Consider the following 15980-nt stretch of genomic DNA (forward strand, 5'->3'; position numbering starts at 1 on the left):
AAAAATTAACCTTTCTTAAACAACTGGCTTTTCATATTGCGTACTAGGCGAATGGCGGCTTTGCGTTCGCCACCGCGTTTTAAGGCTCCAAACCAAAACGAGCGGTCGCCGGCGTTGCCAGCCCATACGATGGATTTGTCAGCTTTTCTAACCAGCATGAAACTAGCCTGAACCGAATCGCGCATGCCGGCGCTGCCAAACATCACATCGTACCATTTGTGATTGCTGCCTTTATCTACCGTGCTGCCTGTGAGCACGTATTGGGCCTGGTTTTCGTCGGTAGTGATGGTAATCGGTAATTTTTGTTTTAAAATTTCGGCCGCTACAAATTTATCCATCCCATTAGCCATGGGGGCCAAAAACACTTTAGAACCTGCCTCCAAAATGCCCGCTTGGGCTCTTAGAGAAGCCAGTAAAATGAACACCAACAAAACAATAATTTTTTTCATACACTCTCCTTAAAGTTAATAAATGAACTTCTTGGAGGGGTGATAAAGCAAGGGGGATGCCAAGTTGTAGTAAATGATAAGTATTTGAAAATAAAGGAATTGGTAAAAAAGAGAGTCTCACAATCGGACTATCAAGTTTCATTTTCGGACTGTAGATGAGACTCATTGATTGTTACACTACATTAATCATGAAATGGGGCATTTTATTTTTCATTCTTTTGTCTTTAGCTGTAAATACCCGTCTTTTGGCTGGCGATATACAAGAGATGGCAGGTGTTGCGCTGCAACAAGTTCACACCACTCCATTGCCTCCAAAAAATACGGATGATGGATATTGTGGTGGTAGAGCGCAAAAGGTAATTTTTATACATGAAGCGCTGGTGCCACTATAGGCCAGGTTAACGGGCCGAAAATGATGAGGTATTTTGGATGAAATCGCGCTTTTGCGGATTGGGAATAATGGATGCCATTTGTGTGGCTTCGGCTTTTGTGAGTGTAGCCGGAGATTTTGAAAAATAATGGTCGCTGGCCTCGGCCACACCATAAACGTTTACTCCCCATTCAATAATATTGGTATAAATCTCAAACATTCTTTCTTTTGTAAGCTCTTGTTCCATAGCGTAAGTGATCATGGCTTCTTGTATCTTGCGTGATAAAGTTCTTTCGCCGCTTAAGAAAAGATTTTTGGCGAGTTGCTGGGTAATGGTGGAACCACCGCGCACATAACCTTGCGCTCCCACATTCCTTACAATAGCCTGGCGTATGGCCTCTAAATTAAAACCGCTGTGGCTAAAAAAATTGATATCTTCAGCTTTTAAAATAGCTTGGCGGGTTTCGCTTCCCAAATCATTTAAAGGTACAAAATTGGGATTGCTGGGAGATACATCCATCTGGCGCACCACAACTCCTTTTTGTTTGGCCGAGTACATAAAATCGTATTTTAAATTCTTCACACTTAAATTGGCCGGTTCTTGGAGGAGTGCATAGTTGTTAATACGGATGCCCGGTTCAAAGCGTGTTGCTTCGGGATGATGTGAATCGGCATAAAAAACTGTATCAAAACCAATAGTGCCCGCTACCTGTGTGCCTTTTAATTTTGGAATCAAATCTGCTGGTAATGCATCAAGCACGTCTTGAATAGATGAATCGGCCAGCGAGAGATGTAAATCAACTATTTTGGATGTGTTATGAACAATACGCCCTGTAGCATTTACCCATACATTGTTGCGACCTACCGCTACATTAGTAAAGGAGATGGAATTTTCATCTCTATCCCATGTAATGGTGCCTCTTAACGATAAATCGGGAATCATCACAGGACGAGACGCTAAGCCAGGGTGCTGAATGCGTACGCCGGTAATGGTCATGTCGGTATCCACACTCATCAACGATAAACTTTCAACATTCCATTTAAGAGAGCCATTAAGAGTGCTTTCGGGTGTAATTTGAATAAAGGAAGGTAAGATATATTTTAGTTTCCCAAGCGGCAGACTATCCAAACTTGTGGTGAATAGTGAGTCGAGTAATTTGGCTGGTGGTGCTTCTTCGGTTGTTTTTGCTACAGAGACATTATCATATTTATACACATCGGGACGAAATTCGATTTGGTTATTATTGCCAGCCCAAGCGGTAATATAAGCAATGTGAACAGGGATAGGAGTTTTAAGACTAGCCACTTTGGGAGTATCACTTTTAAGTGTTTCTTCGATAGCATATTCGTCCCACTGTGGATTATCGCTTAAGAGATACTGGGCTAACACGAAGGGTTTTTCAAGACGGATACAACCCGAGCTAAAATTGCGCGATGGATAATTAAAAAAATCTTTATCGGGAGTATCGTGCAGATACACATCGTTATTATTGGGGAACATAAATTTAATATGTCCCAATGGGTTTAAATCGCCCGGGCCTTGCACTAATAAATACGGAAAATTTTCCGTGCTTACATTTTGCCAGTCTACCGATGAAGGATCGACAGGAATCAGATTCCCATTTTCGTCTTCGTCTTTGTTGTAAACCTTATAGTCATTTTTGTTTAAAAAATCGGGGTCTTTTTGAATGAGAGGTAATTTGTCTTTAACGGCAATCGATGCAGGAACGCGCCATTCGGGGTTTAAAATAAGATGCGTGATGGATGAATCAAGTGTTGGGGAAGGACGTTCGTTGCGGCCCGCCACAACTTTCATGGTGAGCACCACGTTTCCGTTATCCACCACCTGAAGGCGATAATCGGGAATATTGACCAAAATATAACGACCCGAAAGTTTGGATGATAAAGTACGGATGCGGTCCAGATTATACTGAGCTTTGGAAATCTGTTCGTCCAGGCTTGTGTTAAGAGCCCCCAAACTTTCGGGCCCTAAAATACCGTTATCGTAAATACCGTGGCGGCGTTGAAACTGGATCAGGGCTTCCACAGTTTCTTTATCGAAAGTATCGCTTTTGCTGTCGGCGGCATCTGGGCTTAAATCACCACTGAGAACCAGGCGTTTACGTAGAAGTGACACTCGCGAATCCTTTTTTCCTGGTTTTAAGTCTTTTCCGGAAGGAATTTGGGGCGTTTCCTGATTGCTTTTCTTAATAATTTCAATAGCTTGCTCGAGAGCCTCTGCAGACCCCGTTTGGTAGAGTGGGGTGTTATAGTCGTAGGCAAAGCCTTTCGAAATAGTACCCAGAAAAAGTACTAATATAATGACGCTAATTTTGCGCATGTCAGATATTAGACCTCTAAAAAAAAGAAATGAAAAGCAAAAATTTGGATGCTTGTTTTGTTATGATATTTGCGTTTGTATAGCTTGGTGCCAGGAAATATTGTATTGTCTATCATCCCAAAGTTAATTTTTATCAAAAAATTCCAGAAAGGTTTTTATGAGAAATTTAATATTGGCCTTTTGTTTATTTGTTTCAGTCTTGATTATCCCTTTTAAATTATGGGCTACACCAAGTTGTGCGGATGCTCCCCAGCCAGACGGCACAATATGGCGCACCTGTGTGGATGATAATGGTATTACATACTGTGAATCGTGCAGTAACGGTGTATGCAGCCGTGTTAGCTGTAGTAGTTAAAACCTCGGGTGTACGTTTTGTGATAATTTCAAGTTTCAAGAGTTGACCCCGATTACAAAATAAGGGTTGAGAGAGTGTCGCATGGAAGAATCACTTAAAATTTTAATTATTTGTTTATCAGCTTTTTGGATTTTGTACGCACCCATTTTAGCTTTTATTTTATACCGTAAAAAAATTTTTAATCGTTGGTCTTTATTGGCGGGTGTCGTCAGTTTATTTTTACTGGTTAGTAAACTGTTTTTAGTTTTTCCCAAAAGGTCGTCTCACTTGTTAATTTTAGCATTGGATGATGTTTTGTGGCCTTGTGTTTTGGTTATAGACATGTGTTTTGTTTTTTGTTTGATTGCTGGCTGGTTTCGCGTGGATAAGCTTAAAAAGCTTCTCAGGGGACTTGTTTTTTCATCACTTGTAATTTTTGTGCTTATCAATGCCGCTTTAATTTTTCTTATGATAAGTTTTAATGATTCTTTATTCCTTGGTCATTGGAAAAGGTACCGGTACCCACGTTTTGCAATTGAAACCAAAGATACACAATGGATAGTGAGTGTACACAATATTGGAGAGCCATTTGGTTTTGGTTCTCAGGTTATTCATGTTTATTATCGTGCCAACCGCTTTTTGGCGTGGCCACATTTTTTAATTAATACTACCATATCCGACGACGGCAGATTGGGCCATGTGGCAGGGAAGTGGGTGGGTGATTATCGTTATGTGTTGGCATTTAGCGGTGAAGAACAATCGGTAATCATTTGGGAAATTGATGTAACAGGGACACCTGTTGCAAAACAAATTTTTGAAAGTGCCTGTGGTTATAAAACGCGTGAAAATGTTGATTGTATTCTGAGCTGCGATGGCAGCAGTGCTAATCTTGAAGCGTGTTATAGTGAAATTACAAAAATAGAGTAAGTTTTTGTAATTTTGTAAGCCTTGTGCCAATCAATGGGGTCAGGATGCGTCATCATACTAGTTCTGGTGTATTCTATTTCGCTTGTATGATGACGCATCCTGACCCCAAGGGTTGCGATGGATGACATATTAAGCAACTTTTTCATAGATAAGCCGATACCCCCCTGGGTTTTTTATGGGCAAGGTTCAATTAACAACAATGGAAATTCCTGCGCGGGTTGATGCCGCTGGTCATGTACTATGGCCTGCCGAACGGGCGCATGTGGTTTCTGTTACCACCACAATCGACAAGTTGGCCGTGGTGGATATCAATGCCAAAAGAGCCTATTTAAAAGAAAAAGGTTTTACAGGCGCCGAGCTACAAGGCAAGCTGAATGGTATTTTTGCCAATCCTTTAGGGGGAAGTGCCGACGAAGTATTAGCCATGGCCGATTTTGCCTCGGCTCAGGTGGTTGCAGGGGGTATGTATTTTGGTGAAGGTGGTAGCCCGGTAGCCCGTTGGACAGATGCTTTTTTATTTTTTAAACCCGGTGCTCAGCAAGGCAGAGTGATTGCCCCCACCAATGATCACTACACATCCGGTGGATATTTAATGTTTGATATGGCCGGTCATGCATCGTTAATAAGAAAAAATGATTTTAAATACGAGGCTTCATCTCACCAAGTGTGCCAACAAGCTCAATGCACCAGCATAGAAGATTATCGGCTTATTGTGCAGAGCAATGTTATTTTGGTGGCTGATGGTAAAGAGGACAAAAACCCCGACCCCCGTGAAGCTACCCGCAGTGCCTTGGTGGCCAATATAGATGGCAGTGTATCAATTGTAGCAACCGGCACACCTATTACTCTGGCGCAATTTGGCGACTTACTGGTTAAAATGGGCGCCCTCCATGCTGTTAATTTAGATGGTGGCCCGTCACTTCAAATGGCGCAAAGAAAAGCGGATGGAACTATTGAAAAACTGATAGGCTGGAGCGCAAATAAATCCCCCAATAAAATGCCCTCACTGTTTATTGTGAACCAATAAAGACAGGGGCGTTGTTGCCAGAAACCTTCAGGTTGCCTTCCAAAATCTAATCGTGTAAGTGATGATTCGTTGTACTTATGCGGAAGTAGCTTCCGCCAAAGGCGGACCAGCCTCTGGCTGGCAGTTGGTTGCACAATCGAGTAAAAAGTACTAATTTTGATTTACGTACCAATGCGGGAACCCCGATAAATCGGGATAACCCGTCTTTTAGATTTTAGTAATGTGCGGGAATAGCTCAGTTGGTAGAGCACAAGCTTCCCAAGCTGAGGGTCGCGAGTTCGAGCCTCGTTTCCCGCTCAAAGAATTTCAGGCACTTAGCTTAACTGTTGAGTGCTTTTTTTCTTTTTACAGCCATTTATGGGTGAATTTTGGGTGCAGTCGGTTTTTTTAAGCTTGTTGACGACGTTTTTCGCTAAGATCAATGACGTTATTTTTCCCGCCATGAACAGCGACTAGTTCTGTCCGTAAGACCAGTGACTCCGGTGATAGATGAGCGTAGCGTTCAGTCGTGCTGATATCGCTATGTCCCATCAATTTTTGGAGATCATAAAGGTTCCCACCTTTCATCATGAAATGAGAGGCGAACGAGTGTCGTAAGTCGTGGAATCGAATTCTTTTTACCTCTGCTTCTCTTAAGTCTTTTTCAAAACGATCCCGCTTGAAGTTTTTGGGGTCTAAGACCCGGCCATTTAATACAAATACTAGGCCTTGCTTCTGATCGGACCGCTCATAATGAGCCTTAAGTTCTGGCATTAGGGAAGAATTAATACCCACGTATCTTATTTTTCGTCCTTTGGTAGTCTCGCGTATCTGCTTTGATACATCGCAGTAGCTCCGCGAAATGGTGATCCGTTGATTTTTAAAATCAACTCGATCCCATTGTAGAGCGGCAATCTCGCCCCAACGCATGCCCGTATTAATAGCCAAAAGATAAAGAAGGTAAATCCATCGTTTATCCTTTTGGTGTTTTACTTCGGCATATGTGAGGAACTGATCTGCTTCTTCATAGCTCAGATAATCGTAGCTCGCATCTTCTTCAGGAAAAAGACCGACTAAAGAAACCGGATTAACCAATAAGTGCCTCTTTTTTACAAAGTAGTTTAAAAGAGCTCTTAAAGTTTGGAGATACCGATTTACCGTGGCTTTCTTAATTCCCGTAGAGAGGAGTTGAGCAATATAGCCCTCCACTTTGTAAGGGCTTACTTTCCCAAGCTCCACATCGCCAAAATAAGGCTTAAAGGAGTTATCAATCATCCTTCGGTCATATTCGGCACATCGTGGAGACTTACGAGTCTGGGCATGATTTTCAAGCCAGATACGGCACGCCTCGAAAAAGGTTATCTTTGCCTGATAACCATACTGATGGAGGGTGTGTTGCTGGTCTAGCCACTGTTGAGCATCGTATTTACGATCAAAACAGCGGCTGATTCTGTGACGGTTTTTATAAAGGACTGCCTTATAGACAGCACCCTTTTTAAGCCTGATGACTTCAATGGCCATAATGGTTCCTTTCCTCAATCCATTTCTGGATTTCGGAAGGATCAAACCGCACGAGGTTCCCGACTTTCTTGAAAGGAATCTGCCGTTTATAGACCCAGTCCCGGAGAGTGCTCACGGAAACTGAGAGCATAGCGGCAGTTTTGTTTATATCCCATAATGGATTATCAAAGAGCATTGCTGCTGGTTGCTGGTTATTCCTCAGTTTCTTCATTTGCAAGCTCCTTTTCGTCCCAAGAATTCTGGTTTTCTGGTTCTTCCTCTATAAAAGGAACTAGGAAACCAGTATTACCAGAATAAAAGTACGGCTTCCCTTTTTTCCCTTCACCTATTCGTATCACTTTGTTTTCTTGAACCAATTTTCTAAGCGCCTTTTGGCGAACAGGCCGTTTGCCTTCAATATTTTGATGTATCTCTGTTTCTGGTATTGGTTCTGTTAGAGGATAAAGGAATTCTAAAATTGCTCTTTCCATCCGCTTTAGTTCTTCTTCCTCTCGAGTACCTGCTAAAGAGGTTATTTTAGTAATAGGATCGAAACTTAATATAGTTTCTGGAATATCGTTTCCGTCTCGTTGTATTGTGGCGATAGTACGGTATTCCTCCGTTCTATTAAGACAAATGATAGTGTCTACCCCTCCCGTCAAAGCTGTGGAACCTAGGGCCATATCAATACCTTTTCCCTCTCCTTTTTTTGCATGATGAAGGAGCATGACATGAGCGCCAACCTCCCTCGCAATACCTAATAAAGGGTCAAGTCCGGAAACTGTTTGAGAATAATCATTAAGGTCTTTAATTTTAGTTATTCTTGCCAGGGTATCTACAATAATGAGTGCGGGTTTTTTTGTTTCAGCAATAGCACGTAACTGAATTATACAATCACTGGGAGCCATTCCAATAAACGCTAAAATATTCTCATCCTCTAGGGCACCCATAGCCTTAAAATGATTTTTAAAATCCGCTCTACGTTCCTCTAAAGCTAAGTATATTACAGAACCTCGCTGGACTTTTCGGCCCAAGCAATCTTTGCCTCTGGCCACTGCCAGAGCTATTTGACGTGAAAGCGTAGATTTACCAGTTTTTGGTTTTGCTACAATTAAAGAGAGCCCACCTTTTGGTAATAACCCTTCAATTAAGTAATCGAATACTTCCTCCGGTTCGGCCATTAGTTCTTTGAGGGAGGTAAGTTTTATAAGATTTGGTGTCGGGAGCACCCCTTTTACTTTTGGGTATCTATTGCAAAGACCTACTACCAGATTTTTTAATTCCTTTTGATCGAAACCAACCTCATGAGCATGAGGCTGTAAAAGATTTATTATTTCTTCTGGCGTATACCCATCATGGTTGAGTCTCCCCGCGAGCTTTGTAAATGTCTCGTTCCGATTGCCTTCACCTAAATTGTTTAGGGCATCAACAATCCAACTTTTTGAATGAGTATCTTGTTTTACATCGTCGCCATGAGATTCAATCCAGGGAGGTAAAGGGGCGAGTGAAATGTCTTCAGGCTGGTGGCATATCTCCCACTCGTATGATTTCCCGGTCACATGCGTACTGGGAGGAGCCACAATGTAACCACCATCAGCTCTGATATCGATCCCTTTACCTAGTTCACCAGCGTTAGTTTTAATTTTTCTTACTGGATACTGGAATAGAATATGTCTACCACCACCTCCCGTAAGGCTTTCCACAGTTTCCGGTAATTTTCCGTGCTTCCTTTCAAGTTCAAGAAGATTGGTATCTCCTCCATGCCTCGGATCAATATCAATAACTACTAAGCCGGATTTTGCGCCTGTGCATATTCCAATGTTTGCGTCTGGACAAGCATTCCACCATTTTTCAATTTGATCTGGTTCCGTAGTGGCATCATTAAACCCGTGTGTGGTTCGAGGATGCTTGCCTACGCTTTTACATTCTTTATTCCCACATGAACATCCGCCTCCATTTTGCGGGTTATGAAGTGGAAAAACAGGCCATCCTCTTTTTTGATATTCAAGTGCAGCTGCGAGCTTTTTGTTTTCCGTTTTCATTAAAACCCACCGTTCTTTTTGAAAAGTTCGTCTTCTGCTAGGTCGTAGCGATCGTCGCCGGGGCTTCCTTCATTAATCCTAGCTAAAAGAGTCTCCTCTCGCTGTGCCTCCAACAAATTCTTAGATGAGAGGCCTAATACAGCCCCAAGGCGAATCACGCGTGGATCATTTTTTTGAATGGGCAGTGCGCCATGAATGAGCTTGCTGAGGGTGTTTGGATGAATACCGGCTTGGAGAGCGATCTTATACTGGGGACTGGGGTGTAGTCTAAGAACACGGATCACACTACGAGATAATTTGTAAGTTTTCATGCCACCACCATAAGGATAGTGGCACCATGATGCAATATAAGTTATTGATTTTTATGACTTTATTCTAGGAAATACTTATATAATTTTTCCTAGAATTCTTCCTTTTCTGGGTGGTCCCAGTTAGTGGAGCCGAGCAAAATTTTCCAATCGTTTTCGATAAATGGCACAATTTCATCAATGTATTCGTTATGGATTTTATCCCCGGCACTTTTCCTTTTTTTACGCTGCTCGGGGGTGGTGGTCAAATATCTCTTCTGATCTAACTTTTCAGCAATTTCGGGCCATTTTTTACCTTTTTTACGAAGATCCAAAATTTCTAGCCAGCGTTCTAGGCGTTTTTTATTTTTTTTATTTATCCGTGGCATGTAGGCACGCTGTCTTTTTTTTGCTTCAACAATTAGGTTAGTTAAATTTTTCAGAAGCACGCTTTGGGTTTGGTTTAAATTAATCCTGATCATTTTATGATGATTATTTAATATTTTAGATTGCTCTTCCCAATAGGCCCGGCGTTCTTTGAAATGCTGCAGCATTAAATCCTGTTTCTCTTTGGGCAGTGATTTCGACCAAGGCGGGGGATCGGTAATAAACATCTCCTGATAGTTTTTATAATGTTTTTTTTCAAAATCCGGAGCAGGAAGACTAATCGACGTACCACCTCCTAAATCATCATAAATATAGTTCCTATCATAATAAGGGTTATTGGTAAGGCCGTCTCCTAAATACGGAAAACAAAGTAAATTTCCTGACTCGTCGCGAGGTTTTACTCCCCATTTTTTAATAAAGGAAAGCGCGCTATTAATTAACTGTCCAGTTTCTTGATCCTCATTATTGGCTGTAATAAAGGCCGCCACATCCCCCTGATATTCTTTTTCAATTTTTAGCTCTCTCCAGTAAAGTTGTTCATCGGTAAGTTCGTGCCGAAATTTAAGGTACAGTGACGTGGGGTTCCATCCATAATGAGAATGACCTGATAGCTTTTCGTATTCGTCCGAAGTGAGTGATTTTTTTTTGTCGGTAAACCAAGGGAGTGCACCAGAGATGCGTCTCATATAAGCAAAGTAAGATTTATCTTTTGATGTTACGGGCAGTTTTTCATAGTGACGGTGTTGCCCCTCCTTTAATTCCCAAGGTATTTTTGCTAATTTTTTAATATCTTTGAGATATTCCTCATTATGGTTAAGAAACCTGTAAATCAGAGGTAACGTCATGTTATTTTTGATGTTTTAGAAGGTCCCCCGGCTGAACTTTTAAAAAGGAACACAACTTATCTAACATTTCTAAAGAGGGGTTATAGGGCGCGTTGTTTAACATTTTCCATATAGGCAAATGAGATACACCTATTTCCTTGGCTAGCTTTCGATAAGACCAGCCTTCGTAACCTTCTTTTTTTAATAATTCTTTAAGTTTAAAAGTAATCACTTTAATCATCGCTAATCTCCTTTTAGTTATCTGTCAAATAACAACATTTGACATCTAATAGATAACATGTAATTTATTAGATAACACTCTAAAAAGGATGAATGATGAAAATCGCAATTTATGCCCGAGTATCAACTCTAAATCACGGCCAAGATCCCATTACCCAACTATTCCCTCTCCGGGAGTATTGTAAAAATAGAGGTTTTGAAGTTTATAAAGAGTATGTGGATTATATTTCGGGGATTAAGGAGAAACGTCCACAGCTCGATCAATTGCTGTTAGAAGCTAAACAAAGAAAGTTTGATGCCATACTCGTTTGGAAGCTTGATAGATTGGGCAGATCTTTAAAGCATCTAGTAACCTTAATCGATGAATTTCATGCCTTGGGGATTCAGTTCATTAGCCATACCGAAGGAATGGACACAACAACACCAGCCGGTAAACTACTTTTTAACATAGTAGGGTCTATTGCAGGTTTCGAACGAGACTTAATCAGAGAAAGGGTCAAGGCCGGATTGGAAAAGGCCAAAAATAACGGGAAAAGATTGGGGCGCCCAACAGCTAATTACTCTACTGCACGCATAAGACTGCTTAAATATAAGGGCTTATCAACAAGAGCCATTGCTTCAAGCTTGGGAATCAGCAATGCCACGGTATCAAGGGTGTTACAAAACGTACAAAAAAGTAGCTACGTAAATGCCTAATATCGAACAGATATTTTTCTCACTTTTGAAGTGTTTCAAAACACTTGTTATGTAACATGAAGCCGCGTTTTATAAAACTTACACCTGACCTCTATCAATCCCTACAAAATCTTTTAAAGCGAGCTGATGAAGATAAACGATTTAGATTGGTTAGACGAGTTAGGACGATCTTATTAAGCCACGAAGGGTTTACCAGCTGTCAAATTGCCTTTCAACTTTCTTATCCTCTTTCACGAGTATCTGAATGGATAAGACGCTATGAAGCAGAAGGAGTAGAAGGGTTAATAGAAAGAGGCAGAACTGGGAGGCCTAGTTTTCTGACGGATAAGCAAAAAAATAAATTAAAAACGATTTTAAGCAAAGGCCCTCAGGAAAATGGATATCTTTGTCCGGCTTGGAATTTAGATAATTTTTCTCAAACCATCGAGGATAAGTTTCAATTGGCCTATCACCCCCGCCATGTTCGAAAGTTACTGCTTAAACATGCATTATCTTAACTTGTTCTGCCACTTCTGGAGAACAATTAAGTGAGGGTAAATTTTCCAGTATGTATTTATCGAAACTAGGATAAGTGTTTACTTTACCCTTTTGGATGGCCTGTTCTAAATCACGGTCATACCATGCGCGAAGAATAAAAGTTGCACCCTCTGCTTGCTCGGTTGCAGACATTCCCTCTCTTAAAAGCTCTCCGGCTTGGCGCTTTAAAGCCTCTCTCTCAGCATATGGCATTGGTTTATAGCCTAGTGCTCTAATTCCCCGATTCCAACGCCGATGATGCTCATCATGAGCCACCTTATCAAAATCAGATTCGAGATCATAAAATAAGTTACATACTGTACATGTTGAAATCATAGTTGCCTCCACTTGAGTAGAGTAACATTTCTAACAAGCTCGCTCAATACCCGTACGATGTTTATTTAAAATTTATTTTATTTACGTATGTGTGGCAAGTGTATGACAAAACGAATCACCCCTTTGACCCCGGGGGTGGGGCCTCAAGGTGTTAAATCCCAGTACGCGGTGATTATAAAATTTACTTGGGAATTTTTTCTCTTCGATGGGACCTTAAAAGAAATCCTGACACAATTATTGTAACTCCAATTGCCAGTCCCTGCACAAAGCCATTTGACCCTCGGGTATTTAGATTACGTATAAAACCAAAAAAACCACAGGTGGTTATAAAAGTGCCTGTGAGAAATAATAAAGTTTCCAATATTTTCATATGTACCGTTCTAGCGGTATATTGTGTTTGTTGTGCGGATATTAATTTGAGGTCTGGTTTGTCCTTGAGTGTGAGGTCCGCCCATCGAAGCCCATCCAATGGCTACTAATCTGTCATCATAAAATACATAAGGTGTAAATTCGTCATCTGTAGTTAAACCATCAGCTTGCCTGCTGCTCCTAAAATAATAAATCTCAGTCAATTTACCGCTCTGATCTAAAAAAGATTCTGGTGGTTTTCTTGCGCCTTTAAAAAGACTTCTTTGTGTGGGCTCTAGTATTGATAATACTTTGTTCTTGGGATCACCTAATCGGACCTGGTTCTTTGCTTTATTATAGCCACTAATGGATGAAGATATGCTTACTGTATTGGCAACCCCACATGCGTTAAATACCAAAAAAGTACATATGATAAATATAATATGATTAGTTTTATTCATAAAGCTCCCGTCAGTTGATAATAGAAAGTATGATATATCGGACTATTATATCGGAAATAAAGTGTAAAGTTTTTTCATGCCTGCCGAAAGGATTGCTAAAAGAAAAACCTCTGAAAAGACACTCGAAGAGTCTAAACTTTTGATAAAAGTGGGAAAACGTATAGCTTCTTTAACTGCTAAACGTGGTGTCAGCTTAGAAAAAGTTGCTTATGAAGGGGGCGTTTCTAAGGGATACCTCTATGACCTGATACGAGGAAAAGGCAATCCTTCACTTCTTATATTATCACGCATATCCTCCTCTCTAGAAGTTGAAATCAAAGATCTAATCTCCTAGTATATTTTTGAATTATTAATTTACTATCTGTCAAAAATAAAGCAGGCATATATACTTATGAGTATAAAACAAAAGCCTCTCAGTGAAATTACAGAAGAAGATCTGTGGGACCTGGTACACGATAAAGTAATTGAAAATAAGAATATCGATTATAAAAAAGATGTACCGGGTAACGCCGATAAAGATAAAAAAGAGTTTCTGGCGGATGTGTCTTCTTTTGCCAATGCAGGAGGTGGAGATATAATTTTCGGGATTAGTGAAAAATCTGAAGATGGCCTTAACACGGGGTTCCCCGAAGATGTATGCGGAGTAACGGTTAATTTAGATTCGCTCAAATTAAAACTAGAAAGCTCAATTAGAGACGGGATAAGCCCCCGGATTATAGGCTGTCAATTTCAAATAGTTCCCCTATCTTCAGGAACTAACGTACTAATTATACGTATCCCTTATAGCTACCAAGGGCCGCATGCTGTTACATTTTCTGGCACATTTAGATTTTACTCAAGAAACTCTAGTGGGAAATACCCCTTAGATGTTGGTGAGCTCAAATCCGCTTTTCTAAATCAATCTAATATTGGCGATTCAATTCGCCAATATAACTTAGAACGAACCTCAAAAATTATAGCGGGCGAAACACCCTGCCAACTGCGTAAACCCCCACTCATTATTGTCCATTTCAATCCGTTAGATAGAGAAGAAAATATTGATATCGTATCGTTAGAAAGATCTTACACGGATCATAAATTGATATACTACACGACTGGGAACTGGAGATTTAATATAGATGGTCTTTTAGTTCAAAGTATTAACAAGGATGGAGTTTATCTGGCCTATACACAGGTATTTAGGAATGGAATAGTAGAAGGAGTAACTGAAATGCCGTCTGTTCATACTTCTGGAACTATTGCAATCTATGCAATTCAAAATAAATTGATTGATTTTATTAAGCACTACTTAAGTGTTATTGAAAAATATGGAAAGAGCTATCCCATTCAAGTTTCTATAAAGTTTTATGGCATGAAAGAACTTAATATTAATTTGACCAGATTTGATGAAATGGATGGGGACCACTCTTTTGATAGAGATTTAATAGTTTTACCTGATGTCCTTATCAATGACGACGACGATCGTCCTATGCCAATAAAATTAAGGCCGTGCTTCGATGCATTATGGCAAGCCGCAGGATGGCCAGGCGCAAAAAATTATGATGCGGAAGGGAATTGGACATCAGAACCAAGATAATTTTCTAAAAAAATATTATGGGTGAATTTTGGGTGCGGCCTTCAAGAATGGTCGGAAACCTCCGGTTGCCTTCCGAAATCCAATCGTGTAAGTGATTGAATTAGTTGATTAGTTAAAATATTGAAAAGCGGGGATTTTCTTTAAAACAAACTGGACCCATTCCCAAGCTGAGGGTCGCGAGTCCATGAAGCCCTGATCGTAGATCAGGACGTAATGGTCCCCGGAGCCTCAAAGGGGTGAAGTGGGATCGAGCCTCGTTATCTCTCCGGCCTTAGCGAACAGCCACCTGCCGATGAACCTGATCCTTCCGATTCGGGTGTTACAGTTGAAATGAGCGTTTGATTGCGGGTTACGGTGCTTGCGTCATCACAACTTACTTCTACTTCCAAATTAGCCTGACTTGTTTCTGTTACATCACTTAACTGGGCTACGCAGCTTGAGCCTTCTACCGTTAATGTACCAAAGCTCTCGGGATTGAGTGTCCAGGTGCAATTGCATGAAATAGCACGGGTGAGTGATGTGTTTGCTGTGCTATCGCCGATAATTTCAAAAGTTTCGCCGGGTGTAAGGCTTTCAAAATCAATAGTGCTGTTTAACTCTTCCAAATCAACATTTTCTTCATACATACAGGCTTCATCACAGCCATCCATGTTGTCTAAGTTGCTGTCGTCGCAGGCTTCATTGTTATCGGTATTGATGGTACCGTTTCCACAAATAGAGGTGCAGGTCATCGATCCTGCATCCGATTCGTAACCATCCGGGCAAGGAAGACACTCAATGCCGCCTTCAAAAGCTTCAAATGTGTTGGCAGGGCAGGTGGTGCAAGATGTTTGCATGGTTTCATCTTGATAAGTACCAATAGGGCATTCACTGCAAGCGCCACCGTTATCAACACCGGTAACGCTGTAAGTTCCGGCCGCACATGGATCGCCAAGGCCTACGTTATTAATAACTGTCGAACGCGTGGTTCCACTATCACTATAGGAAATAGTGACATCATATAAACCATCGGGCAAAGTAAAACTGGTGGATGCCATAATATCGGAATCAGCGCCAGCCATTGAGGGAGTAACCTCAAAATCGTACGATTGAGTATTGCCTAAAGTCCAAGTGATATCGGTGCCACCACTATCTTGGTTATCCCACAAAATTTGTACCGATCCCGCCGTGGGTGAGACATCCAGCGTAAAGGCAATGTTGATGTCTTGAGAGCTATCATAGCCTGTTGAATCTGTGGGGTTAGTTACCGAGGGGGCCGTTCCGGCAAAAACTATAGAAGATGTAAGAAGAGAAAAAAGAAAAAGGATGATTTTTTTTGGCATAGCATTTTTTAACATAAA

Annotated in this window: 19 protein-coding genes and 1 tRNA gene; 9 read left to right on the forward strand and 11 right to left on the reverse strand. The window is 40.9% G+C overall.

What is annotated here, in order from left to right; translation table 11 throughout:
- Positions 1-5: 5 nt before the first annotated feature.
- Positions 6-449 (reverse strand): hypothetical protein, encoded by a 444-nt coding sequence (locus tag K1X76_01325; protein ID MBX7147700.1) that lies wholly within the window; start codon positions 447-449, stop codon positions 6-8.
- Between the two features lie 188 nt (positions 450-637).
- Here K1X76_01325 and K1X76_01330 point away from each other — a divergent pair, with 188 nt between their 5' ends.
- A complete protein-coding gene (locus tag K1X76_01330) occupies positions 638-841 on the forward strand; it encodes a hypothetical protein (protein MBX7147701.1) in 204 nt (67 codons plus the stop codon).
- Positions 842-847: 6 nt separating this feature from the next.
- Here K1X76_01330 and K1X76_01335 read toward each other — a convergent pair whose 3' ends face one another.
- Positions 848-3160, reverse strand: coding sequence for a transglycosylase domain-containing protein (locus K1X76_01335; protein ID MBX7147702.1), 2313 nt, complete (start codon positions 3158-3160; stop codon positions 848-850).
- Between the two features lie 157 nt (positions 3161-3317).
- Between K1X76_01335 and K1X76_01340 the strand changes: the two genes are divergently transcribed.
- The 4 genes from K1X76_01340 to K1X76_01355 all read left to right on the forward strand — a co-directional run bounded on the left by K1X76_01340 (position 3318) and on the right by K1X76_01355 (position 5745).
- Positions 3318-3515 carry a hypothetical protein gene (locus K1X76_01340; GenBank protein ID MBX7147703.1) on the forward strand — a complete coding sequence of 66 codons (198 nt, stop codon included), beginning with the start codon at positions 3318-3320 and terminating at the stop codon, positions 3513-3515.
- Positions 3516-3596: 81 nt separating this feature from the next.
- Positions 3597-4421 (forward strand): hypothetical protein, encoded by an 825-nt coding sequence (locus K1X76_01345; protein MBX7147704.1) that lies wholly within the window; start codon positions 3597-3599, stop codon positions 4419-4421.
- Between the two features lie 175 nt (positions 4422-4596).
- On the forward strand, positions 4597-5448 hold the full coding sequence (locus K1X76_01350) for a phosphodiester glycosidase family protein (GenBank protein ID MBX7147705.1): 852 nt from the start codon (positions 4597-4599) through the stop codon (positions 5446-5448).
- Between the two features lie 224 nt (positions 5449-5672).
- A tRNA-Gly gene (locus K1X76_01355) sits at positions 5673-5745 on the forward strand.
- Between the two features lie 90 nt (positions 5746-5835).
- Here the strand turns inward: K1X76_01355 and K1X76_01360 are convergent.
- The 6 genes from K1X76_01360 to K1X76_01385 form a co-directional block, all read right to left on the reverse strand.
- Positions 5836-6948, reverse strand: coding sequence for a site-specific integrase (locus K1X76_01360; GenBank protein MBX7147706.1), 1113 nt, complete (start codon positions 6946-6948; stop codon positions 5836-5838).
- Positions 6938-7159 carry a helix-turn-helix domain-containing protein gene (locus K1X76_01365; protein ID MBX7147707.1) on the reverse strand — a complete coding sequence of 74 codons (222 nt, stop codon included), beginning with the start codon at positions 7157-7159 and terminating at the stop codon, positions 6938-6940. The genes K1X76_01360 and K1X76_01365 overlap by 11 nt, the downstream gene beginning before the upstream one ends.
- The gene (locus K1X76_01370) at positions 7140-8969 is read right to left on the reverse strand and encodes a bifunctional DNA primase/polymerase (GenBank protein ID MBX7147708.1); all 1830 of its coding nucleotides are present in this window, start codon (positions 8967-8969) and stop codon (positions 7140-7142) included. The genes K1X76_01365 and K1X76_01370 overlap by 20 nt, the downstream gene beginning before the upstream one ends.
- Positions 8969-9280, reverse strand: a complete 312-nt coding sequence (locus K1X76_01375) for a hypothetical protein (protein MBX7147709.1) — start codon at positions 9278-9280, stop codon at positions 8969-8971. Before K1X76_01375 ends, K1X76_01370 begins: the two co-directional genes overlap by 1 nt.
- Positions 9281-9369: 89 nt before the next feature.
- A complete protein-coding gene (locus K1X76_01380) occupies positions 9370-10329 on the reverse strand; it encodes a hypothetical protein (GenBank protein ID MBX7147710.1) in 960 nt (319 codons plus the stop codon).
- Between the two features lie 160 nt (positions 10330-10489).
- A complete protein-coding gene (locus tag K1X76_01385) occupies positions 10490-10708 on the reverse strand; it encodes a helix-turn-helix transcriptional regulator (GenBank protein MBX7147711.1) in 219 nt (72 codons plus the stop codon).
- Positions 10709-10800: 92 nt separating this feature from the next.
- Between K1X76_01385 and K1X76_01390 the strand changes: the two genes are divergently transcribed.
- Positions 10801-11403, forward strand: coding sequence for a recombinase family protein (locus K1X76_01390; GenBank protein MBX7147712.1), 603 nt, complete (start codon positions 10801-10803; stop codon positions 11401-11403).
- A gap of 56 nt (positions 11404-11459) precedes the next feature.
- Positions 11460-11900, forward strand: coding sequence for a helix-turn-helix domain-containing protein (locus K1X76_01395; GenBank protein ID MBX7147713.1), 441 nt, complete (start codon positions 11460-11462; stop codon positions 11898-11900).
- Here the strand turns inward: K1X76_01395 and K1X76_01400 are convergent.
- A complete protein-coding gene (locus tag K1X76_01400; GenBank protein MBX7147714.1) occupies positions 11881-12255 on the reverse strand; it encodes a hypothetical protein in 375 nt (124 codons plus the stop codon). The two genes, K1X76_01395 and K1X76_01400, sit on opposite strands and share 20 nt — an antisense overlap.
- Positions 12256-12635: 380 nt before the next feature.
- Positions 12636-13064: a DUF3192 domain-containing protein gene (locus K1X76_01405; GenBank protein ID MBX7147715.1), complete on the reverse strand. Its 429-nt coding sequence runs from the start codon at positions 13062-13064 to the stop codon at positions 12636-12638.
- A 76-nt stretch (positions 13065-13140) separates the two neighbouring features.
- Between K1X76_01405 and K1X76_01410 the strand changes: the two genes are divergently transcribed.
- Entirely contained in the window at positions 13141-13398 is a 258-nt protein-coding gene (locus tag K1X76_01410; protein ID MBX7147716.1) for a helix-turn-helix domain-containing protein, read from the forward strand.
- A 57-nt stretch (positions 13399-13455) separates the two neighbouring features.
- Positions 13456-14640: an ATP-binding protein gene (locus tag K1X76_01415; GenBank protein MBX7147717.1), complete on the forward strand. Its 1185-nt coding sequence runs from the start codon at positions 13456-13458 to the stop codon at positions 14638-14640.
- 257 nt (positions 14641-14897) lie between these two features.
- Here the strand turns inward: K1X76_01415 and K1X76_01420 are convergent, their stop codons facing one another.
- The gene (locus tag K1X76_01420; protein ID MBX7147718.1) at positions 14898-15476 is read right to left on the reverse strand and encodes a DUF4215 domain-containing protein; all 579 of its coding nucleotides are present in this window, start codon (positions 15474-15476) and stop codon (positions 14898-14900) included.
- Between the last annotated feature and the right edge of the window lie 504 nt (positions 15477-15980).

It is taken from the genome of bacterium (assembly GCA_019695305.1).
Lineage (GTDB): Bacteria > UBA10199 > UBA10199 > UBA10199 > JAIBAG01 > JAIBAG01.

Bases quoted from the DNA above. Each gene is read 5' to 3' on its own strand.
- K1X76_01325 (MBX7147700.1), bottom strand. From the start codon at position 449: ATGAAAAAAATTATTGTTTTGTTGGTGTTCATTTTACTGGCTTCTCTA.
- K1X76_01330 (MBX7147701.1), top strand. From the start codon at position 638: ATGAAATGGGGCATTTTATTTTTCATTCTTTTGTCTTTAGCTGTAAAT.
- K1X76_01335 (MBX7147702.1), bottom strand. From the start codon at position 3,160: ATGCGCAAAATTAGCGTCATTATATTAGTACTTTTTCTGGGTACTATT.
- K1X76_01340 (MBX7147703.1), top strand. From the start codon at position 3,318: ATGAGAAATTTAATATTGGCCTTTTGTTTATTTGTTTCAGTCTTGATT.
- K1X76_01345 (MBX7147704.1), top strand. From the start codon at position 3,597: ATGGAAGAATCACTTAAAATTTTAATTATTTGTTTATCAGCTTTTTGG.
- K1X76_01350 (MBX7147705.1), top strand. From the start codon at position 4,597: ATGGGCAAGGTTCAATTAACAACAATGGAAATTCCTGCGCGGGTTGAT.
- K1X76_01360 (MBX7147706.1), bottom strand. From the start codon at position 6,948: ATGGCCATTGAAGTCATCAGGCTTAAAAAGGGTGCTGTCTATAAGGCA.
- K1X76_01365 (MBX7147707.1), bottom strand. From the start codon at position 7,159: ATGAAGAAACTGAGGAATAACCAGCAACCAGCAGCAATGCTCTTTGAT.
- K1X76_01370 (MBX7147708.1), bottom strand. From the start codon at position 8,969: ATGAAAACGGAAAACAAAAAGCTCGCAGCTGCACTTGAATATCAAAAA.
- K1X76_01375 (MBX7147709.1), bottom strand. From the start codon at position 9,280: ATGAAAACTTACAAATTATCTCGTAGTGTGATCCGTGTTCTTAGACTA.
- K1X76_01380 (MBX7147710.1), bottom strand. From the start codon at position 10,329: ATGAGACGCATCTCTGGTGCACTCCCTTGGTTTACCGACAAAAAAAAA.
- K1X76_01385 (MBX7147711.1), bottom strand. From the start codon at position 10,708: ATGATTAAAGTGATTACTTTTAAACTTAAAGAATTATTAAAAAAAGAA.
- K1X76_01390 (MBX7147712.1), top strand. From the start codon at position 10,801: ATGATGAAAATCGCAATTTATGCCCGAGTATCAACTCTAAATCACGGC.
- K1X76_01395 (MBX7147713.1), top strand. From the start codon at position 11,460: ATGAAGCCGCGTTTTATAAAACTTACACCTGACCTCTATCAATCCCTA.
- K1X76_01400 (MBX7147714.1), bottom strand. From the start codon at position 12,255: ATGATTTCAACATGTACAGTATGTAACTTATTTTATGATCTCGAATCT.
- K1X76_01405 (MBX7147715.1), bottom strand. From the start codon at position 13,064: ATGAATAAAACTAATCATATTATATTTATCATATGTACTTTTTTGGTA.
- K1X76_01410 (MBX7147716.1), top strand. From the start codon at position 13,141: ATGCCTGCCGAAAGGATTGCTAAAAGAAAAACCTCTGAAAAGACACTC.
- K1X76_01415 (MBX7147717.1), top strand. From the start codon at position 13,456: ATGAGTATAAAACAAAAGCCTCTCAGTGAAATTACAGAAGAAGATCTG.
- K1X76_01420 (MBX7147718.1), bottom strand. From the start codon at position 15,476: ATGCAAACATCTTGCACCACCTGCCCTGCCAACACATTTGAAGCTTTT.